Origin of the sequence: Mycolicibacterium palauense, assembly GCF_002592005.1 — a bacterium.
In the GTDB taxonomy this organism is placed as follows: Bacteria; Actinomycetota; Actinomycetes; order Mycobacteriales; family Mycobacteriaceae; genus Mycobacterium; species Mycobacterium palauense.
Map to the genome: position 1 here is coordinate 1 of NZ_NVQF01000062.1, position 18,639 is coordinate 18,639.

At 69.1% G+C, this 18,639-nt stretch carries 22 protein-coding genes; 13 read left to right on the forward strand and 9 right to left on the reverse strand.

Features of this window, described 5'->3' with window-relative positions:
- Positions 1 to 128: 128 nt before the first annotated feature.
- Both CSR00_RS21020 and CSR00_RS21025 read left to right on the forward strand, forming a co-directional pair.
- Positions 129 to 362 (forward strand): hypothetical protein, encoded by a 234-nt coding sequence (locus CSR00_RS21020; RefSeq protein WP_218014519.1) that lies wholly within the window; start codon positions 129 to 131, stop codon positions 360 to 362.
- A gap of 41 nt (positions 363 to 403) precedes the next feature.
- On the forward strand, positions 404 to 589 hold the full coding sequence (locus CSR00_RS21025) for a hypothetical protein (RefSeq protein WP_099024369.1): 186 nt from the start codon (positions 404 to 406) through the stop codon (positions 587 to 589).
- 76 nt (positions 590 to 665) lie between these two features.
- Here CSR00_RS21025 and CSR00_RS21030 read toward each other — a convergent pair whose 3' ends face one another.
- Together CSR00_RS21030 and CSR00_RS21035 are read right to left on the reverse strand one after the other, a co-directional pair.
- Complete coding sequence (locus CSR00_RS21030) at positions 666 to 1,577, reverse strand: dihydrodipicolinate synthase family protein (RefSeq protein WP_407662493.1); 912 nt, start codon at positions 1,575 to 1,577, stop codon at positions 666 to 668.
- Positions 1,578 to 1,608: 31 nt separating this feature from the next.
- A complete protein-coding gene (locus tag CSR00_RS21035) occupies positions 1,609 to 2,382 on the reverse strand; it encodes an aldolase (protein WP_099024370.1) in 774 nt (257 codons plus the stop codon).
- 98 nt (positions 2,383 to 2,480) lie between these two features.
- On the opposite strand from CSR00_RS21035, the gene CSR00_RS21040 reads away from it, so the two are divergent.
- The gene (locus CSR00_RS21040; RefSeq protein ID WP_099024371.1) at positions 2,481 to 3,011 is read left to right on the forward strand and encodes a helix-turn-helix domain-containing protein; all 531 of its coding nucleotides are present in this window, start codon (positions 2,481 to 2,483) and stop codon (positions 3,009 to 3,011) included.
- 18 nt (positions 3,012 to 3,029) lie between these two features.
- Here CSR00_RS21040 and CSR00_RS21045 read toward each other — a convergent pair whose 3' ends face one another.
- On the reverse strand, positions 3,030 to 3,893 hold the full coding sequence (locus tag CSR00_RS21045) for an SCO6745 family protein (RefSeq protein ID WP_099024372.1): 864 nt from the start codon (positions 3,891 to 3,893) through the stop codon (positions 3,030 to 3,032).
- A gap of 159 nt (positions 3,894 to 4,052) precedes the next feature.
- Here CSR00_RS21045 and CSR00_RS21050 point away from each other — a divergent pair, with 159 nt between their 5' ends.
- The 3 genes from CSR00_RS21050 (at position 4,053) to CSR00_RS21060 (ending at position 7,328) form a co-directional block, all read left to right on the forward strand.
- Positions 4,053 to 5,186 (forward strand): branched-chain amino acid aminotransferase, encoded by a 1,134-nt coding sequence (locus tag CSR00_RS21050; RefSeq protein WP_245906337.1) that lies wholly within the window; start codon positions 4,053 to 4,055, stop codon positions 5,184 to 5,186.
- Between the two features lie 187 nt (positions 5,187 to 5,373).
- Positions 5,374 to 6,822, forward strand: a complete 1,449-nt coding sequence (yczR, locus tag CSR00_RS21055) for a MocR-like transcription factor YczR (RefSeq protein ID WP_245906339.1) — start codon at positions 5,374 to 5,376, stop codon at positions 6,820 to 6,822.
- 26 nt (positions 6,823 to 6,848) lie between these two features.
- The gene (locus CSR00_RS21060) at positions 6,849 to 7,328 is read left to right on the forward strand and encodes a PaaI family thioesterase (protein WP_099024374.1); all 480 of its coding nucleotides are present in this window, start codon (positions 6,849 to 6,851) and stop codon (positions 7,326 to 7,328) included.
- Positions 7,329 to 7,392: 64 nt separating this feature from the next.
- Here the strand turns inward: CSR00_RS21060 and CSR00_RS21065 are convergent, their stop codons facing one another.
- Positions 7,393 to 7,917, reverse strand: a complete 525-nt coding sequence (locus CSR00_RS21065) for a MaoC family dehydratase (RefSeq protein WP_099024375.1) — start codon at positions 7,915 to 7,917, stop codon at positions 7,393 to 7,395.
- 64 nt (positions 7,918 to 7,981) lie between these two features.
- Here CSR00_RS21065 and CSR00_RS21070 point away from each other — a divergent pair, with 64 nt between their 5' ends.
- Both CSR00_RS21070 and CSR00_RS21075 read left to right on the forward strand, forming a co-directional pair.
- Complete coding sequence (locus tag CSR00_RS21070; RefSeq protein WP_099024376.1) at positions 7,982 to 8,680, forward strand: ArsR/SmtB family transcription factor; 699 nt, start codon at positions 7,982 to 7,984, stop codon at positions 8,678 to 8,680.
- A 200-nt stretch (positions 8,681 to 8,880) separates the two neighbouring features.
- Positions 8,881 to 9,549 carry a LysE family translocator gene (locus CSR00_RS21075; protein WP_099024377.1) on the forward strand — a complete coding sequence of 223 codons (669 nt, stop codon included), beginning with the start codon at positions 8,881 to 8,883 and terminating at the stop codon, positions 9,547 to 9,549.
- Between the two features lie 89 nt (positions 9,550 to 9,638).
- Here the strand turns inward: CSR00_RS21075 and CSR00_RS21080 are convergent, their stop codons facing one another.
- The 3 genes from CSR00_RS21080 to CSR00_RS21090 are packed head-to-tail and all read right to left on the reverse strand — an operon-like array spanning position 9,639 to position 11,694.
- The gene (locus CSR00_RS21080; RefSeq protein WP_218014520.1) at positions 9,639 to 10,031 is read right to left on the reverse strand and encodes a hypothetical protein; all 393 of its coding nucleotides are present in this window, start codon (positions 10,029 to 10,031) and stop codon (positions 9,639 to 9,641) included.
- 10 nt (positions 10,032 to 10,041) lie between these two features.
- On the reverse strand, positions 10,042 to 11,001 hold the full coding sequence (locus CSR00_RS21085) for a sterol desaturase family protein (protein ID WP_245906340.1): 960 nt from the start codon (positions 10,999 to 11,001) through the stop codon (positions 10,042 to 10,044).
- A gap of 6 nt (positions 11,002 to 11,007) precedes the next feature.
- Positions 11,008 to 11,694 carry a TetR family transcriptional regulator gene (locus CSR00_RS21090; protein ID WP_099024378.1) on the reverse strand — a complete coding sequence of 229 codons (687 nt, stop codon included), beginning with the start codon at positions 11,692 to 11,694 and terminating at the stop codon, positions 11,008 to 11,010.
- A gap of 194 nt (positions 11,695 to 11,888) precedes the next feature.
- Between CSR00_RS21090 and CSR00_RS21095 the strand changes: the two genes are divergently transcribed.
- The 4 genes from CSR00_RS21095 (at position 11,889) to CSR00_RS21110 (ending at position 16,243) form a co-directional block, all read left to right on the forward strand.
- Complete coding sequence (locus CSR00_RS21095) at positions 11,889 to 13,529, forward strand: carboxylesterase/lipase family protein (protein ID WP_176562175.1); 1,641 nt, start codon at positions 11,889 to 11,891, stop codon at positions 13,527 to 13,529.
- A 115-nt stretch (positions 13,530 to 13,644) separates the two neighbouring features.
- Complete coding sequence (locus CSR00_RS21100; RefSeq protein ID WP_099024404.1) at positions 13,645 to 14,289, forward strand: GNAT family N-acetyltransferase; 645 nt, start codon at positions 13,645 to 13,647, stop codon at positions 14,287 to 14,289.
- A gap of 76 nt (positions 14,290 to 14,365) precedes the next feature.
- A complete protein-coding gene (locus CSR00_RS21105) occupies positions 14,366 to 14,632 on the forward strand; it encodes a YdeI/OmpD-associated family protein (protein WP_099024380.1) in 267 nt (88 codons plus the stop codon).
- A 147-nt stretch (positions 14,633 to 14,779) separates the two neighbouring features.
- The gene (locus tag CSR00_RS21110; protein ID WP_099024405.1) at positions 14,780 to 16,243 is read left to right on the forward strand and encodes an alanine/glycine:cation symporter family protein; all 1,464 of its coding nucleotides are present in this window, start codon (positions 14,780 to 14,782) and stop codon (positions 16,241 to 16,243) included.
- 31 nt (positions 16,244 to 16,274) lie between these two features.
- On the opposite strand, the gene CSR00_RS21115 is transcribed toward CSR00_RS21110, so the two are convergent.
- Positions 16,275 to 16,979, reverse strand: a complete 705-nt coding sequence (locus CSR00_RS21115; RefSeq protein WP_099024381.1) for an anti-sigma factor family protein — start codon at positions 16,977 to 16,979, stop codon at positions 16,275 to 16,277.
- Entirely contained in the window at positions 16,976 to 17,521 is a 546-nt protein-coding gene (locus CSR00_RS21120) for a sigma-70 family RNA polymerase sigma factor (protein WP_099024382.1), read from the reverse strand. Before CSR00_RS21120 ends, CSR00_RS21115 begins: the two co-directional genes overlap by 4 nt.
- Positions 17,522 to 18,124: 603 nt before the next feature.
- On the opposite strand from CSR00_RS21120, the gene CSR00_RS21125 reads away from it, so the two are divergent.
- Positions 18,125 to 18,574, forward strand: coding sequence for a DUF5994 family protein (locus tag CSR00_RS21125; RefSeq protein WP_099024383.1), 450 nt, complete (start codon positions 18,125 to 18,127; stop codon positions 18,572 to 18,574).
- Positions 18,575 to 18,639 lie beyond the last annotated feature (65 nt).

The window sequence follows — 18,639 nt, forward strand, 5'->3', positions numbered from 1 at the left end:
CCACAAAGGCAAACTGCTCGAACGGCCCACCGACATCACCCCACCGACACCGCCCTCAAACGACGACGAGCACACCGGAACGGAGGTCGCCTGAAACACCCCGATCCACAGGAATTGACAATTTCTCCATGGGCGGCAGGACCGTCCCGATGCGCTTCTGGAACCGGCCGCTGCACGCGATGACCGACGCCTTCACCGCCGCCGGCTTCCGCCTCTCCGCCATCAGTGAGCCACAACCGGTGCCGGGCGCACGCGAGGAGTTCCCCGATGAGTTCGAGGCCCTGACCACCAGTCCGTCCTTCCTGTTCTTCGTGCTGGAGGCCGCGGACCGCGTCGACGCGGTGTGCCGCGCGAGCGAATAATCGGTTGCCGTCAGGCGTGGTTGCGGCGTTGACTCGGCGGCATGGATGAGGGGGAGAGGGAACGGTTGGCCGTCGTTGCACATCGGCATCGGTGGATCCGTGGGATCACCGGGGTCGGGTGGGATGCGTTGCGCACCAGCGCGGTCGGCGCGAGTTGGGGGCGTTCGGCACCCCCGGAGACGGTCGATGTGAACGCGTGGGCGCTGTTGGCCGAGGTGTCGCGGTAGTGGTGTTCGACGCCCAGCTTGACCGGTGAGAACCCGGTCCGGGGCGAGCCCGGACCGGGTTCTCACCGGCGGTGGATCAGCTCTCGATGAGCATCGGCTGGAGTTCGCCGCGCCCCTCGGCGTCGAGCGGGAGGAGCGGCGGCCGGGGGTCGCCCGCTCCGCGACCCAGCAACTCCAGACCGGCCTTGACGGTCGTCGGCAGGCCTCCGGCGACGATGAACCGCAGCAGCGGGGCGAGGTCGTCGTAGATGGCCTTGGCGCGGTCCTGATCGCCGGCCCGCGCCGCCGCGTAGAGGTCCAGGCATGCCCGCGGACGCAGATTCGGTGCCGCAGTGCACCATCCGGAAGCCCCGGTGTTCAGCGCATCGAGCACGAGGGGGTTGCTGCCGTTGTAGAAGGGCAGCGCTGCGCCCGAGAGTTCCTTGATACGCCGCATACGGCTCAGGTCACCGGTTGATTCCTTGACCATGGTCAGGTTGTCGATGTCGGTGAACATCTGCACCAGTAACTCGGGGGCCATGTCGACGCCGCTGGTGGCGGGGTTGTTGTAGGCCATGATCGGTAGGTCGACGGCGGCGGCGACGCTGGCATAGTGCTGGGCGATCTCGCGGTCGGTGAGTTTCCAGTAGGACACCGGAAGGATCATCAGCGCATCGGCGCCGGCACGCTGAGCGTGCCTGGCCCGGCGAACGGTGTTCGCCGTGGTCAGATCGGAGGCGCCGACGATGACGGGCACCCGGCCGTCGACCGCGCCCACCGCGATGTCCACCACGGTGTCGAACTCAGCCTCGGAGAGGTAGGCGGATTCGCCGGTGCTGCCCAACGGGGCGACGGCGTGTGCGCCGTCGGTCACCAGTCGGTCGACGAGTGCCGCGAGGGCCGCGGTGTCGATGGCGTCACCGTCGGTGGTGAACGGCGTGATGGGGTAGGCGATGATCCCGCGCAGGGGTCGGGTGTTGGGCCGGGTGTTGGACCTGGTGTCGGACACAGGGGTCTCCGTTCGTTGTTGGCGGTGGTGGTCAGTCGGTCAGCGCGTCGGGATGGAGCGCGAGCGCACGGCGGGCGTAGTAGGCGAAGTTGGCCTGGCTGCGTTTGGGAGTCAGTGTCCAGTCGTGGGCTTCGCGGGCCAGTCGGTCGGGCAGTGCGGCGATGGTGCCGGCCGCCATCGCCGCGAGCTGCAGTTTCGCGCCGCGCTCGATGAGCATGGCGAGCGAACAGGACTCCTCCACGCTGGATCCGGCCACGACCTGCCCATGGTGGGCGAGCAGGATCGCCTTCTTGTCGCCCAGTGCACCGGCGATGATCCGGCCCTCCTCGTTGCCCACGGGTACGCCGGGCCAGTCGGGCAGGAACGCGCAGTCGTCGTAGAGCGGTGCGATGTCCATCTGTGACACCGCGAGCGGCACCTCCAGCATCGACAGCGCCGCGACGTGGAAGGGGTGGGTGTGCACGATGCAGTTGACGTCACTGCGGGCACGGTAGATCCAGGAGTGGAATCGGTTGGCGGGGTTGGCCATCCCCGTTCCTTCGAGAACGTTGAGATCCTCGTCGACCAACAGCAGATTGCCGGCGGTGATCTCGTCGAAACCCAGGCCCAGCTGCTGGGTGTAGTAGGTCCCGGGTGATTCGGCGCGGGCGGTGATCTGCCCGGCCAGGCCGGAGTCGTGGCCGGCGTCGAACAGTGCGCGACACGTCAGGGCCAGTTTCTGCCGAACGGAGAGGTCGGACGCGGGCACGTGATGGTCCAGAGCACGCAGGGCGAGGTTCATCAGGTCGGCCTTGGAGGCGTTCATGGTTGTTGTGGTCACGGAGATCCTTCCCGAAAGCGCCGATGACAACGCGGCCACTATAGGACACAACGTGTCATATCGGCAATGTTAGTGTTGCGGGTGTGAGTGCCGTGGTCCGTGCCGTGCGCCAGCAGAGTGGAATGACGCTGGAGGATCTCGCGGAGGAGACGGGGCTGACCAAGAGTTATCTGTCCAAGGTCGAGCGCGGACAAAGTACGCCGTCGATCGCGGCCGCACTGAAGATCGCGCGGGCGCTGGGTGTCGATGTGGCACAGCTTTTTTCCGACGATCCGGCGAACAGCAGGATCTGCATCGAGCGTGCCTCCGCCGACACCGGGGAGCGGCAGCAGCCCATCGCCTCGGCGATGCTCGGCAAGGCGATGTCACCGTTCCTGGTCCGCCCCGGTAGGCAGTTCAGCGCCCACCCCCACGCCTCCCACGTCGGGCAGGAGTTGGTGTTCGTGCACAGCGGCAGCATCGAACTCAGCTACGACGGCGACGTCATCGCGCTGCAGACCGGCGACAGCGCGTACTTCGACGCCTCGCTGCCCCACAAGCTCCGCCAGACCGGCCCGGAGACCCCCGAGGTCATCGTCGTCGTTCACCATGATCCCCGTGCCGCCCGCGGATAGGCGCGCCGCCGCCCCTCTCTACGGGCGGGGCACCCCGATCGGGTTCGGGATGGGCACCGCCCCGCGATCGACGAGGGTGCGTGCGAGGCGGGTCAGGATGTCGATGGTCCATGCGGCGTCGTCGAGCGCGTGCACGGTGGCCGAGGCGAGTTGATCGGTGATGTCTTCGACACGATCGCGCAATGACGTTCCCCGGCTGGTCAGTGTGTCGTCGTCGGCGAGGACTCCCCGCTCGCCGAGTGCGCACCGGGCGGCCTCCCACTGCTCGTCGCTCCAGCCCCGACTGGGCTGCAGGACGTCGCGGTTCACCTGGCCGGCCGCGATGTGGGTGATGGCGGCCTCCAGACCGGTGAGTCCGGACGCCGTCGCCGCGATCACGTGTCCGTCGCCGCGGTGCTCCCGCAGGATGGTCGTAGCCAGCCACAGCCGCCCGAGCAGCGATGACGGACGTTGCACCGACTGCCAGGCGCCGGCCAGCGCACGGCCGTCGAACGCGAGTGCGTCGACGACGCGTTCGAGGTTGTCGGTCACCCGGCGCAGATCCTCCGCCGAACCCGCGCAGGCCTGCTCACTGAGCACCGACTCGGCGGCGGTGAGCCGTGCCTGCACGGCGGTCTCGGGCGCGATCCGGGTCCAGATCTTCGGGATGGCGCGCGCGACCATCGCGGGTGCGAAGCCGTAGAACAGCGCGGTGACCACCTGCGGTGGAGTCGGTCCCAACGGGGCGGCGCGGCCGGCGAAGTATCCGTTCCACCAACCGGTCAACCCGGTCTCGGCCATGACCGCGGCGAACCGCGGGTGGAAATAGCTGATGGCGTGGACCGGTTCGTAGGCGCGCCAGAGTCGGCGCTCGGGGTTCTGACGTGCGAGGGAGCCGGGCATGGAGGGGATCCTGCCTGGCGCGCGGCCGCGGAGGCAGTGCCGCCTGCGATTCGGTGGACCGGTCCACTTGTGCGGAATTGGACGCTGACAACGCGGATTGGACCGCGTTGACTGGTCGTTTCGACCAGGCATGGGACCAGGCATGAAATGGAGGCGGGTGTGCCCGAACAGCTGCTGGAACGACAGGACGAGCGCCCCGACGGTGCCGGGTTCCGCATCGCGGCGAACCCGGCACCACGGTCTGCCGATGAGGTGGCCGCGGTCCTGGGCTCCCCGGGTTTCGGTGAGCACTTCACCGACCACATGGTGCTCATCGACTTCGGCGAACCGCAGGGCTGGCACGATCCGCGGGTGGTGCCCTACGGCCCACTGCCGCTGGATCCGGCATCGGCGGTGCTGCACTACGGTCAGGAGATCTTCGAGGGGCTCAAGGTCTACCGGCACCGGGACGGGCACCTGCGCTTGTTCCGTCCGGAGATGAACGCCCGCCGGTTCGCCGAATCGGCGGCGCGCCTGGCGCTCCCGCAGTTGCCGGCGCACCTGTTCGTCGAGTCGATCGGTCAACTGGCGCGGGTGGACGCGTCCTGGGTGGCGGCCGAGCCGGGGGTCAGTCTGTACGTGCGGCCCTTCCTGATCGGGACGGAAGCGTTTCTCGGGGTGCGGGCGGCGCGCCGTGCGCTGTTCGGCGTGATCGCCAGTCCCGCCGGACCCTACTTCGCCGCGGCCGGGCAGGGAATCTCGATCTGGCTGTCCCGGCGGTACTCTCGGGCGGGCGCCGGCGGAACCGGGGCTGCCAAGTGCGGCGGAAACTACGCCGCCTCCCTGCTGGCGCAGAGCGAGGCGCAGGCACACGGCTGCGCGCAGGTGCTGTTCACCGACGCCGACACCCGCACGTGGGTCGAGGAAGCCGGCAGCATGAACCTCTTCTTCGTCCTTGCCGACGGGACCCTGGTCACCCCGCCGCTGGACGGCACGATCCTGGCGGGAGTCACCCGCGACAGTGTCATCCGGCTTGCCCGGGAGCGCGGCCATCGGGTCCAGGAGCGTCGGTTCGGCATCGCCGAGTGGCAACACGGGGCCTCGACCGGCGAGCTGACGGAGGTGTTCGCCACCGGCACCGCAGCGGTGATCACCCCGATCTCCCGGCTGGTGGGCGAGGACGTCCTGATCGAGACCCCTGCCGGGGGGCACGGGTCGGTCACCGCGGCGCTTCGCGACGAACTCACCGGAATCCAGAACGGCACCGTCGCCGACCGACGAGGGTGGATGTTCGACCTCGGAGGGGTGTGCTGATGGCCCTGGCCCCCGGCACCACCCGGCGCTGGCGCGAACTCGGGGCACAACCGTCGGCACCGGAGCGGATGCAGCGTCCGAACCCCGCGGTGACCTGTCCCGGGGCGTCCCCGTCCGCAGGTCGTCGGTGGCCAGAAGAACCCCCGCAGTGGCGTGCGGCAACGTGAGGTCCGGCATCGTAACGCCCATGTCAGCATCGCGACGACCGCTGGCCCGGGCGCATATCGGGGCCAGGCAACTGGTGGCGCTTCTGGGCAACTGGGACCGCGGCGAGGCGGTGTATGCCGCATTGGCGGCGCGCATCGCGCTGCTGCTCGACGACGGCCGGATAGCGCCCTACACCCGTCTGCCGGCCGAACGGGAACTGGCCGAGGCGCTCGGGCGCAGCCGCACCACCATCGTCGCGGCCTACAGTGCGCTGCGTGAGAGCGGTCACCTGATCAGCGTGCGAGGCTCGGGAAGCGTCGCGGTTCTTCCACAACCCGGCCCCGACGGCCAGGGCGCCGCCGAGATCGACTTCGCCCGCGCCATGCCGCCACCGGTCGCCGGACTGGCGGAAATGCTGCGCGGCGTCGGCGACACGGTGCCCGAGCTGCTCTTGCGCCCGGGGTTCGACCTGATCGGAGAGCGGCGGGTGCGCGAACTGATCGCGGCCCGCTACACCGAGAGCGGGGCCCGGACCGCGCCCGAGCAGATCATGGTCACCCTGGGTGCCCAGCACGCCATCGCCCTGGTCGCCAGGACCGTGCTCCGGCAGGCGGATCGAGTGGTCGTCGAAGCACCGACCTACCCACACGCCTACGAGGCGATTCTGAGTGCCGGAGGCCGACTGGCCAGCACACCGGTGTCCGACTCCGGTTGGGACCTCGACCACCTGACCAGCGTCCTGGAACGCATCCGGCCCGAGCTGCTCTACCTGATCCCCGACTTCCACAACCCCACCGGTGCCTCCATGCCGGCCGACCACCGCGAGCGTGTTCTCGCCGCGGCGCGCCGGGCTGGAACGCTGGTGCTCGTCGACGAGACCACCGCCGACCTCGATATCGACCGGCCCGGGCGCCCGCCGTCCTTCGCGGCGGTGGCCGGGGACCGTTCCTGCGCCACCGTGGTGAGTGTCGGCTCGCTGAGCAAGTCGATCTGGGGTGGGTTGCGGGTGGGGTGGATTCGCGCCGATCCGGCGCTCATCAGCCGCCTGCTCGTCAACCGCCCCGCCGGGGATCTCGGGACACCCGTCATCGACCAGATGGTCGCCGCCGCGGCGCTGGCCGACTATGACGTCCTGCTGGGGCGGAGATCCGAACAGCTCCGCGACCGCCGCGATCTGCTCACCCGTCTTCTGCGCACCCACCTGCCCGACTGGCACACGCCTCGGGTGCACGGGGGTCTCTCCTTGTGGGTGGGGCTGGGCGCTCCGCTGAGCTCGGCGCTGGCCTCGGCCGGCCAACGCCGCGGTGTCCGAATCACCGCCGGCCCCAAGTTCGGCATCGACGGCGCTCACGAACGGTTCATCCGCGTGCCGTTCACCGGCGAACCCGAACGTATCGAACGCGGTGTCCGGATACTGCGCGACACCTGGTCGTCGCTGGACCCCCTGGCTGGCCGGGGCGCGCAGCACCACCTGCCGCCCACCCTGTAGCCGTCGCAACCGAAGGGAAACAACCGATGCAGCACCCCGCCCACACCAGCACCGGTATCAGCGCCGAGCTCACCGAGCACATCACGGCCAGCTTCGCCCGCCAGGGACTGATGGGACACCTCGGCGCGCGGATGACGGAGCTTCGCCACGGCTTCTGTGAGCTTCGCGTGCCGCACGGCCCCGAACTCACCCAGCAGCACGGCTACTTCCACGCCGGCGTCACCAGTGCGCTCGTCGACACGGCCGGGGGCTATGCGGGTCTGTCGACCTACCGCGTCAGCGACTCCGTTCTGACCGTCGACTTCACGGTCAATCTGCTTGCGCCCGCCATCGGCGACGAACTCCTCGCCACCGCGACGGTCATCAAGAGCGGTCGCACGCTGACCGTCTGCGAGCTGCAGGCCTACGTCCTCAACGACGCACTCAAACAGGGCAGACGCACACACGTCGCCACCGGTCGACAGACCCTCATCCGGCTGGCCGATACCTCCGATGCCCCGCACTGAGCGCTGCGACACGAGCAGCGCCGCGTCGCGCACAGGAGTGAGGGATTCCCTGTGCGGCAGCCAATCAGGTTGCGGCGCTGCGCAGGCGAAGGAAGTTCATGGCCTTCAGCGACATCACCGGTTGGTCGTCCTGGTTGAACAACTCGGCGGTCGTGTGGACGAGGCCACGATCGGGCTTCGACTTCGACACCCGAGCCGAATCTATTGTCGCTCTGAACCTCAGGGTGTCGCCCGGCCGGACCGGGCGTGGCCACCGTAACTCGTCCATGCCCGGGGAGGCCATGCTGGCGACATGCGAGAGGTAGTGATCGACGAACATGCGCATGCACAGTGCCGCGGTGTGCCACCCGCTGGCGATCAGGCCACCGAACGGGCCGTCGGCCGCCCGGCGCGGGTCGGTATGGAACGTCTGCGGATCGTATTGGCGCGCAAACGCGATGATCTCCTGCTCGCCGACCTCGAGGTGGCCGTACTCGTAGACGTTGCCCGGTATGTAGTCCTCGAAGAAACGGTCCTCGATGGGCGCCGCGAAGTCCTCCGGGCTGAGGCACCGGGTGCGGCTCTGATGGGTCGGGTTCTGAGCGGGCATGACCGAAATCTATCGCCGGAATACTTCGACGGCTGACGAAGTATTCGTGCCGTACCCTGAGTGAGTGTATGCGGCCGACTACGACCTGGCCGGTGTGGCGAAGGTGATCGGCGAACCGGCACGGGCCGCCATGCTCCTGAGGCTGATGGACGGGCAGGCCCACACCGCCTCGGATCTCGCGGCCGCCGCCGGAGTGACGCCCTCCACGGCCTCGACGCATCTTTCGCACCTGCTCGCCGCCGGGCTCGTCACGGTCAGCACACAGGGCCGCCGACGGCTGCACGCGCTGGCATCGGCCGACGTCGCCGCGGCCATCGAGGCGCTCGGATGCATTGCACCGCTGCTGCCCGTCGAATCGTTGAAGCAGGCCCGTGCGGGCAGCAAACTGCAGATCGCCAGGGTCTGCTACAGCCACCTCGGGGGTGCCCTGGCCGTGGGTCTGACCCGTCGGCTGATCGACGACGGGGCCGTGACGATGGACGCCGGCAGGCAGGTGGCACGGGTTCTGACGCTGGAGCATCCGCTTCTGGCCAGCCTCGCGGTCACCTCGCTGGCGGGCGGGTCGGGGCCCGCGATACGCGGCTGCCTGGACTGGACCGAGCAGCAGCCCCATGTGGCGGGCCGTCTGGGAACGGCGATGCTCTCGGGGCTCCTGGGCAACGGCTGGTTGCGCCGACGACGGCATGACCGTGCCCTCGACGTCACCGACGAGGGGCGGCAGTTCTTGCGCAGATACTTTGTCGGGCTGGATATCCCGGCATGATCCGCTGAGTTGCGCGGAGCGATTTCGCGTGCGGCCCCGTGGCCGCGTGGGGAGTCCAGGGTGTGGGGATTGGCCTCTACCGAAGCAGCGCTGCGCGGGATTGGATGGCGGGACCGACGAGTCGGTGAGGAGGACCCGATGCCCCGTTTTCCCGGGCGCGCTCACGTGGACGGACGGCAGAACGGTTCCCGGGACGGGAGATGCTAGCGCAGTCGATCCTCGCGTTCACGGCCCTCGCCGTCGTGGTCGTGCTCATGCCGGGCGCCGACACGGTCCTGGTGCTGGGGGTCAGCGTGCGCGACGGCGTCCGTGCCGGGATCGTCACCGCACTCGGAGTGGTGTGCGGCCCGATCCTGTGGGGCGCCCTGGCCGGGGTGGGGGTGGTGTTCCTCCTGGGGGCGAACCCGCTGATCTCCGATGCGATCACCGCGGCCGGCGGCCTCTACCTCTGCTACCTGGCCTCGCGCGCGGTGATGACCGCGGGCGTCACCTGGCGATCGGAGGTGCGACAGGAGCTCGAGAGCATGCCGATCGCGCCGCCGGCCCGACGACCGACGTTCGTCCACTTCTGCACCGGGCTGATGACGAATGTGCTCAACCCCAAGATCGGGGTCTTCTACCTCTCGGTCATGCCGGGACTGTTCGTCGGGCAGAAGATCACGGTCTGGCTGGGGGCGCTGCTCGGTGTCATCCACGCGGGGTTCGGGATCGTGTTCCTCACCGGGGTATCCGTGCTTTCCGGACTCGCGCGACGGCGCCTGAACCACCCGCGCACCAGGGCCGTCATCGAACTGGTCTGTGGGCTCTTCCTTCTCGGTTTCGGTGTGTACGCCGTCACCCAGGCGGTGCCGTTGGGCCCCTCGTCCTGACCGTCGGCCCGAGGCCGTCGCCCATGCGTGAGGCGGGTGGCCGCGCGGTGGGGCAAATCCCACCGCTGCTCGGTGGGCACGGGCGCGTCCTACCCGGCGAAGCTGAGGTAGCCCATGAGCAGACCGACGGCCACGAACGCACCGCCCATCGAACGCAGGGCCGCCGCCCGTCCCGTCGAGGGCCGCACCACCAGCTGCGGCACCCAGAAGTAGGCCGCGCCGCGGACGACGAACACGATGCCCAGCAGCGTGACCAGGCCGGCGAGCAGGCTGTCCCAGAGGAAGTGGTTGACCACGATCACGAACCCGATGAACAGGTGCACCATGCCGGAGATGTTCACCGCCATGGCATCCGAGCGGTCCGCCCGCCGGGTGAGCTCGGCGTAGAACGGAGTCGCCACGAGGAAGCCGATGCCGGCGGTCAGCAGGTACAGGGCCAGGATTCTGCCGAACATCAACGTCGGCGCGTCCAGAACGTCCATGTCCCCGGGTCTACACCGCCCTGGCGGCGGGGACCAGCACCTCGGCAGCGGGTCGCGTGTCGGCGGGCGGGGTGGGCTCGGTCCATCCCGGCCACCGCAGCAGGTAGCCGGCCCGTGCGCCCCAGGTTCTGGCCCGGCAGACGTCACGCACCATCAGGGCGAACTCGTGGTAGTTCACCTTGACCGGGTTGTACGTCGCGATGTTGTGGGTGAGCCCGTACCGGACCCGCTCCACCTCGTCGGCGTAGCTGCCGAAGAGGCGGTCCCAGACGATCAAGATGCCGCCGTAGTTTCGGTCCAGGTAGGGGTTGTTGGAGCCGTGGTGCACCCGGTGATGCGACGGGGTGTTGAATACGAATTCCACGGCGGGCGGCAGCTTTCCGATGCGCTCGGTGTGCAGCGGGTACTGGTAGAGCAGGACGATCGCCTGGCCGAGGAAGATCAGCCACACCGGTATCCCGATCAACGCCATCGGAATGTAGACCACCGAGGTCAGGAACTGGCCCGGGATCAACCACGGCAGTCGGACCGCGGTGGACATGTTGAAGTGCTGGCTGGAGTGGTGCACGCTGTGTGCCGCCCAGAACAGCCGAACCCGGTGCTGCATACGGTGTTTGGCGTAGTAGGCGAGATCGGCACCGACAAGCGCCAGTACCCACACCCACCAGTCGGACGCCGACAGTGTCGCCGGGGCGAACGCCGCGGCGATCACCACGATCGGAAGCTCGATGAAGTCCTCGACCAGTTTGGCCACCCGGCCGAGCCCATACACCGACAGGCTGGCGACGGTGTCGCGCGCGGAGAAACCCACGCGCCCGCGTTGGTCGCGGCCGCGCCCGGCTCGCCGATCCGATCGGCGTTCGAGATAGTCCGCCAGGTACTCGACGGCGAGCAGGAGCAGGAATGCGGGTATCGCGTAGAGGCCGATGTTGTGGACCCATGCCATGCTGTTTCCCAGGCTGCCTTCCATGGCGCTCTACTCCTTCGGCTCGGTGTTCGAGGTGGTCGGTCGGGCGCCGGTGCTGCGGCGGGTGCCCCGTTTCTTGGGCATGCCGGCGATCTGCCAGGCCAGCGCCCGGCCGAACGTCTCCTCGGTGACCCGCCCGGGATCGATGCGGCGCTGTCGGATCAGGCCGCTGAAGAGGGCGAACGTGGTGGTGGCGAAGTCTTCGACCGAGACGGAGTCATCGACGTCGTTGCGGTCGAGGATGTCGGCGAGGATGTCGCGCACCGCCTCGAGCGTTCTGGCCGAGGACTCGGCCTCCAGCCGCATCAGATCGGGGTTGCGCACGGCCTGCAGCCAGAATTCGGTCTTCAATACCGCGGCGTCGATGTCCTTGTCGGCGATCGCGATCAGTACCCCGCCCAGCGCGGTCAACGGGTCCTGGGACTGGGCGCCGGCGGAGCGGATGGTCTGGGCCACCCGGTCCATCAGGTCGACGTGACGATCGGCCATCAGCGCGGCCAACAGCGCCGCCTTGCTGTCGAAATTGGAGTACACGGCACCCACCGAGAAACCGGCCGCCTCCGCGATCTCCTCCAGCGAGGCCGCGGTGTAGCCCCGTTGCGCAAAGGTGTGGGCCGCGGCGTCCAGCAGTCGTCTGCGGGTTCGTTCCTTGCTCTCGGCCCGGGTGAGGCGCCGCGGCTTGTCGTCACGAGACATACTCAGATAGTAGCCGCTATTTGAATAACAGCAACTATCTGAGTGGGGGATGGTGCGACCGGGGCGGCCACGGCGGTGCGGGGTGCACTGCCAGTACACGGACACCCAGAACCTGCCCACCCGGGGCCGCACGGCGAATGATGGGAACCCGACGGCAGGGTTTGGCGCCGGTGCCAGAGACGGAGTTGAGGGTCTTGAGTATTCATCGGGCGGTGCAGGTGGATCGGAGGTGCATCGCCGCGGTGATCCGCCTGCCGGGCCTGGCGTGGCTGCTCGTCCTCGCTGTGGCGGTGGCCACGTCGCTCGTCGCGCCGGCGCCCGTCGCGCGCGCCGCCGACACCGTGGCGCTCACCCAGGGAGCCGTGCGCGGTGTCACCGAAGGGCAGGTCACCAGCTTCCGCGGAATCCCCTACGCGGCGCCTCCCGTCGGGGACCTCAGGTGGAAACCGCCGGCACCGCCGGCGTCGTGGGAAGGGGTCAGGGACGCCGCCGTGTTCGGCCCGTCCTGTATCCAGGCCCCCTACGCCGGGCTGTCACCCACCGAGCAATCCGAGGACTGCCTGACGGTGAATGTGTGGAAACCCGCAGGTGTTCCCACGGGTGCCCGCCTCCCCGTGATGGTGTGGATACACGGCGGTGCCTTTTCCATCGGAACCAGTGCGGTGCCGGAGTACGACGGCACGCATCTTGCCGAGCGGGGCGTCGTGCTGGTCAGCTTCAACTACCGGCTCGGCAAGCTGGGCTACTTCGCGCACCCCGCCCTGACAGCCGAGAACCCCGATGGCGACCTCGGCAACTTCGGCTTGATGGACGCGATCGCCGCGCTCGCCTGGGTGCAGGCCAACATCACACACTTCGGCGGAAACCCCGACGACGTCACCGTATTCGGTGAGAGCGCCGGCGGTATGACCGTCGACTACCTGATGACCAGTCCCCGTGCCCGGGGCCTGTTCGCAAAGGCGATCTCCGAGAGCGGTTTTCCGCGAAGTCCACTGCCGTCCATGCGTGGCGGCGATCCGTCCTCTGCCGAAAGTCAGGGTGTCGCGTTCGCCGAATCTCAGGGAATCTCCGGCGAGGGTCCGGGAGCGGCCAGGGCCCTGCGCGACCTTCCGGCCGAAGTCGTCGCCGGCATCACCGAGGGCGCCGATCCCGACGTGCTCCCGGTGACGATGCCGATGATCGACGGGAAGTTCCTGGTGGAGAACGTCGACGACGCGTTCGCCGCCGGCCGGGAAGCGATGGTGCCGTTCATCATCGGCGGCAACAGCTGGGAGGCCGCACTGATGGGCACTACGAGGTCGGACCCGGAGGGCACCCTGGCCCGGCTGGGCCCACATCGCGACGAGATCGCCGGCGCCTATCCCGGTGACATCTCGACACAGGCCCAGAACGTCACCACCGACCTGGTGATGACCGAGCCCGTGCGCGCACTGGCCCGGCTGCATGCGGCACACGGCGCGCCGACATACGCCTACTACTTCGACTATGTGCCGCCGTCTCAGCGGGGCCGTCAGATCGGCACCCCACACGCGGGCGAGATCGTCTACGTGTTCGGCAACCTTGCCGACCAGCCGTTCCTGGCCGGCGGCCGGGAGCACCCGGCGGCCACCGCGGAGGATCGCCGAATGGCCGACGCCGCGGTGACCTACTGGACGAATTTCGCCAGGACCGGCGCACCGGGCAGTGCCGCCGGCGTCGAATGGCCGACCGTCACGCCCGACGACACCTTTCTGCAGTTCGGGCCGCAGCGGATACAGGCGATCGCGCACTTCCGTCAACGGCAACTCGATCTGCTCACCGACTATCCGGACGCGCTGCGGATCCCGCCGCCCTGAGCGGCGTCGACACGGCGCTTGCTCGTCGCAGCAGGCACGCCACACCGGCCCGCCGGGTGCGACGGGGCAGAAAACCGCTTCGGGAAATAGTGCCGGCTGTGCTGCGATGGTGGTCATGCCCCATCCGATCTGGCCACTGGCCGACCTCGAGGTGGTCACCCCGCGGCTGACGCTGCGCTACGTCAGCGACGCACTCGCCGTCGAGCTGGCCCTGCTGGCGGCCGCGGGGATTCACGATCCCGCCGTGCAGCCGTTCGCCGAGCCGTGGACCGATGTGGCCTCCCCGGAACTGGAACGAAATGCGCTGCGCTACTACTGGCGCACGCGGGCCGAGACCACCACCGAGCATTGGGACCTGTGCCTGGCCGCTCTCGTCGACGAGACGGTCGTGGGCACGTGCGCACTACACGCCGAGCAGTTTCCCGCCCGCCGCACCGCCACCACCGGATCGTGGCTGGGGCGCGGCCACCAGGGGCGGGGGCTGGGGCGTGAGATGCGGGAGGCGGCGCTGCATCTGCTGTTCGACGGCCTCGGCGCGAGACGGGCCGTCACCCGCGCCTGGCACGACAACGCGCCTTCGCTGGGGGTGACGCGCTCGTTGCCCTACACCCGGACCGCCACCACCATGGAGCAGCGTCGTGACCGCCGCGAGACGATGGTGGAGTACGTCATGACCGCCGAACAGTGGCGGCCCATCCGCCGCGACGACATTGGGCTCAACGGCGTCGACGGTGTCCGTGCGCAGCTGCAGATCGGATGATGCGGCCGACCACGGAGCGGGCATCGATCGGCCGGGCAACAGGGCTCGGCCGGGCCGCCGGGTTACCCTGGGCGGCGTGAGCGGCGGGCAGGTACTCGGCGGGGTGGTCCACGACCTGCCCGCAGACCTGCGCGGCGCGCTGGTCGCCAACGCCCCGGCGCTCGCCGCGTGGAACGACATCACCCCACTGGCGCGCAACGAGTTCATCTGCTGGGTGGAGGACGCCAAGCAGCAGAAGACGCGCGACCGCCGCATCCGGCGTACCCAGGAGGAACTGGAAGAGGGAAAACGCCGGCCGTGCTGCTGGCCGGGTTGTCGGCACCGGGAGCGCAACGGTAGATAGCCGGCGGAGGGCCGGTCTTCACCGGGTGCAGGGTGGCCGTGCGGGTGGCCCCGCGGAGCACCTCCTGCGCGATCGTCAAGCGGAATCGGCGTCCCGATGCGAGGATCGGGTGCACTGCCGTTCACCTGATCGACACCGGGAGTGACCGTGGACTTCATCCAGGAGCACCTGATCAATCCGGTCAGCGATGTCCTCTACAGCTACATCCTGGTGTACCTGTTGGTCGCCGCGGGCATCTACTTCACCGTCCGCACCCGGTTCATCCAGGTGCGCTACTTCGGCCGGATGCTGCGCCAGCTGACACATTCCAGCGCCCACGGCGAGGGCATCTCGTCGTTCCAGGCGTTCTGCGTCGGGCTGGCCTCCCGGGTCGGCACCGGCAACATCGCCGGCGTCGCGATCGCGCTGACGATCGGCGGCCCGGGAGCGATCTTCTGGATGTGGGTGGTCGCTTCCATCGGGATGGCGACCGCGCTGATCGAGGCCACCCTCGGCCAGATCTTCAAGGTTCGTGCCGAGGACGGAACCTTCCGCGGCGGACCGGCCTACTACATCCAGAGCGGCCTGGGGTCGCGCACCGGCGGCGTAGTCTTCGCCGTCCTACTCATCTTCACCTTCGGCTTCGCCTTCAACATGGTGCAGGCCAACGCCATCAGTGACGTGCTCAACAGCTCGTATGAGGTCGAAGTCGTCTGGACCACAGTGGGTTTGATCGCCCTGGCGGCGCCGGTACTGTTCGGCGGGCTCAGGACGGTGGCCCGCGTCGCCGAGTTCGTCCTGCCGCTGATGGCGCTGACGTACGCGATCCTGGCCGCGGTGATCGTCGCGATCCACATCGACTATCTGCCGGAGGTGCTGGGACAGATCGTCGGCGGGGCGTTCGGACTCACCGAGGTGGCAGGCGGGTTCACCGGCGGCATCGCCGCGGCCATGCTCAACGGCGTCAAACGCGGGCTGTTCTCCAACGAGGCCGGAATGGGCAGCGCCCCCAACGCCGCGGCCACCGCGACGGTCTCACACCCGGTGCGGCAGGGCCTGATCCAGTCGCTGGGCGTGTTCGTCGACACCATGGTCATCTGCACCGCCACGGCCTTCATCATCCTGGTGTCGGGTCCGTCCATCTATGACCCCTCGACCCCGACCCGGGTGGAAGGTGCGACGCTGACCCAGGCGGCGGTGGCGCAGGGCCTGGGCGACTGGACGGTGACACTGATGGTGGTGCTGGTGTTCGTCTTCGCCTTCTCCTCGGTGCTCGGCAACTACGTCTACGCCGAGGTCAATCTGTACTTCCTGGGCGCCCGGAAGACGGCCATCAACATCTTCCGGGTGCTGGTGCTGGCGGCCATCGGGGTGGGTGCGCTCTCGGAGCTGGCCGCGGTGTGGGCGCTGGCCGACGTGGCGATGGGTCTAATGGCGCTGGTCAACCTGACCGCGATCGTGCTACTCGGCAAGTGGGCGTTCGCCGCGATCAGGGACTACCACCGGCAGTACGCGACAACGCACGACCCGGTCTTCGTCGCCGAGGAAGCCGGGTTGCCGGGCACCCTCGAGGGCGACATCTGGTGCCGCAAGACGGCCGGGCCGGCGGTGGTGGGCAGCGAGCAGGCGTGATCCGGCGCCAACCGGCGCGGCGTTGTCGCCGTTACGTTTGCAGCGTCGCCAGCGCCTCGGAGGCGCCCGTCACCCGGATGTCGACGGCGCGAATCTCCGGTGTCGGGATGCTCGTCGCCGCCGACAGTCCCGTGGCCTCGTCACCGGCCGGCCGCCAGGACCCCACGGTGGTCTGGCGTCCGTCAACGGTGGTCACCACCAGGTCGTAGCTGTCGATGTCGCGCGCCCAGGCCTTGGTGTACTCACACGACCAGCTCAGTTCGGTGCCCCACTTCTTCTCGGTCACGGCCAGCTGCGCGGTGATACCGCCCCGCGGCCCGGGGGTCATGTCCTGCATGGCGACGGTCTGCGTCACCGGCGCAGACCCGGGAAACACCGTCGCACCCACGATTCCGCCGATGATCAGCATCGCCGCCGCGGCCGCGACAGCCGCGGTGAGCACCGTGCGCCGGGTCCGGCGGTCCCGCTTGGCGGCCGCGGCGGCCAGGGACGGCAGCAGGTCGGCCCGGGCCTCGGCCCGGTGTTCGGTCGTGGGTTCGACGGGGTCCTCGAGCAGGCCCAGGGCCTCCTCCTGGGGAAGGGCTTCCAGCAGTGCGGGCAGTTCGGTGAGCTCGGCGAGTTCGGCGGCGCGGTCGGGGTTTTCGGCGAGATAGGCCTCATAGGTTCGCCGGTCCTGCGCGTCGAGGGCACCGAGGATGTATGCGGCGTCCCATTCGGCGAGGTTGTCGTCGGTCACTGAACGACCCCCCTTTCCTGCAGCGTGTTGCGGAGTGCCCGCAGCCCGTAGTGGAGCCGGGATTTCACGGTGCCCGGCGGTATCCGTTCGTGTTCGGCGATGTCGGCGACGGTCTGGCCCAGGTAGTAGGCCCGCACGAGGACCGTGCGGTGGTCGTGGGTGAGGGTCTTGAGTGCCTCCGCGACGATCAGCTTGTCGAACGCGGGTCCCGTCCCGTCGGGTGTCGGCTGCTCGGGAAGAACCTCGGTCTTCAGCTCGCGCGCGTACCGGGCGCTGCGCCGGTCGTCGATCACCTGATTGCGGGCCACGGTGAACAGCCACGCGCGCACGGCCTCGGTCGGCTGCTCCAACATCTCGGGCTTGCGCCACAGCCGCAGCAGCGACTCCTGGACCACATCCTCGGCGAACGGCATGTCTCCCCTGGTCAGCTTGAGCACGTAGCGCAGCAGCGGCTGTGCATGGGCGTCGTGGACGGCCCGCAGCAGAACGCCCCGGTCGGTGCCGTCGTCCTGTCGAGGGGGCCGGCGGTCGGAACCGGTCATGTGTCGTCCACCGCGCATCCTTTGCTCTCGTCCTACCGACTGCAACGAAGCGGCACCGCGCACGGTTCACCCGGCCGTCGCCCGGCGGCGGGGAGCGCCTGCGTCGGCACCGGAGGTGGTCGAGCCGGCACGCACACCCGGAGGAGTCCGGCGCGTCTCCACGCTACGAGTCCCCGGCGGGTCGTGCAGGGAATCGGGCTGCCCGGTGTGGGGGCGGAGGGTCTTCGCCGGCTACCGCTCTCGGTCGAAGCGGTCTCGCCGGTCTCGGCCGACGGCGCACGGGACGGCCGGATCAGCCGTCACCACCGGTCAACCACGACCGAATCGGCCACGGTGGCGTAGCGTCAGAGCCGAGCCGTTTCGTTGTCACGGTGCCCCGGCGAGCGCGATGCCACGGGATGAGACCCAGGGACCACCCACGGACAATGTGATTCCTCCGTCGCCTCGCGCCCGTGGGGCGGTCGATGCCGACCGTGAAGGAATACCCGTGGACAGCGCGGACCCCGCCAAGGTGCTTCGACGGAGAACACCGCCGAGAACACCGCCGAGAACACCGCCGAGAACACCGCCGCCACACCGCCGCCGTCGGCGGGATCACCGCTGATGACCAAGGCGACAGCGACCCGACGGCGCGCCAACCCGGTGCGGTTGTCGGTGGCCCGCGAACTCGGTGGCGACATCGACGGTGCGTGGTGGCCGCGCGCCGACCGCATCACCAATGAGCTGCCCGATCTCATCGAGACCCTGACCCCGATGCTCGGCGACGTCGTCTCGATCAACGTCAACTGGCCGCCGCTGCAGCGCCCGCCCGACCTCAATTGGATGGGCTGGGAACGCAAGGCCCAGCACATCATGACCGTCACCGGAGCACAGGCGACGGTCAACCTGCTCATCGTCGCGTACTCGACCAACAACGCCCTGGCACTGATGGTGCTTCGGCGGGCCGCCAACCTGCCGATCGATGCCGCCGACCGCGACAAGCCGGCGTTCCTCACCGCCGGATCGGTTCTCCGGCTGGCCCGGCAACAACTGTCCTGCACCGACAGCACCTGAGCACCGCGTCCCGGGCCTTCCCGCGCCGCCGCCGAGCCGGCCGCGCGACGGTAGCCTTCCAGCCA

Bases quoted from the DNA above. Each gene is read 5' to 3' on its own strand.
- CSR00_RS21020 (WP_218014519.1), top strand. From the start codon at position 129: ATGGGCGGCAGGACCGTCCCGATGCGCTTCTGGAACCGGCCGCTGCAC.
- CSR00_RS21025 (WP_099024369.1), top strand. From the start codon at position 404: ATGGATGAGGGGGAGAGGGAACGGTTGGCCGTCGTTGCACATCGGCAT.
- CSR00_RS21035 (WP_099024370.1), bottom strand. From the start codon at position 2,382: ATGAACGCCTCCAAGGCCGACCTGATGAACCTCGCCCTGCGTGCTCTG.
- CSR00_RS21045 (WP_099024372.1), bottom strand. From the start codon at position 3,893: ATGCCCGGCTCCCTCGCACGTCAGAACCCCGAGCGCCGACTCTGGCGC.
- yczR (WP_245906339.1), top strand. From the start codon at position 5,374: ATGTCAGCATCGCGACGACCGCTGGCCCGGGCGCATATCGGGGCCAGG.
- CSR00_RS21060 (WP_099024374.1), top strand. From the start codon at position 6,849: ATGCAGCACCCCGCCCACACCAGCACCGGTATCAGCGCCGAGCTCACC.
- CSR00_RS21065 (WP_099024375.1), bottom strand. From the start codon at position 7,917: ATGCCCGCTCAGAACCCGACCCATCAGAGCCGCACCCGGTGCCTCAGC.
- CSR00_RS21075 (WP_099024377.1), top strand. From the start codon at position 8,881: ATGCTAGCGCAGTCGATCCTCGCGTTCACGGCCCTCGCCGTCGTGGTC.
- CSR00_RS21080 (WP_218014520.1), bottom strand. From the start codon at position 10,031: ATGGACGTTCTGGACGCGCCGACGTTGATGTTCGGCAGAATCCTGGCC.
- CSR00_RS21085 (WP_245906340.1), bottom strand. From the start codon at position 11,001: ATGGAAGGCAGCCTGGGAAACAGCATGGCATGGGTCCACAACATCGGC.
- CSR00_RS21090 (WP_099024378.1), bottom strand. From the start codon at position 11,694: ATGTCTCGTGACGACAAGCCGCGGCGCCTCACCCGGGCCGAGAGCAAG.
- CSR00_RS21100 (WP_099024404.1), top strand. From the start codon at position 13,645: ATGCCCCATCCGATCTGGCCACTGGCCGACCTCGAGGTGGTCACCCCG.
- CSR00_RS21120 (WP_099024382.1), bottom strand. From the start codon at position 17,521: ATGACCGGTTCCGACCGCCGGCCCCCTCGACAGGACGACGGCACCGAC.
- CSR00_RS21125 (WP_099024383.1), top strand. From the start codon at position 18,125: ATGACCAAGGCGACAGCGACCCGACGGCGCGCCAACCCGGTGCGGTTG.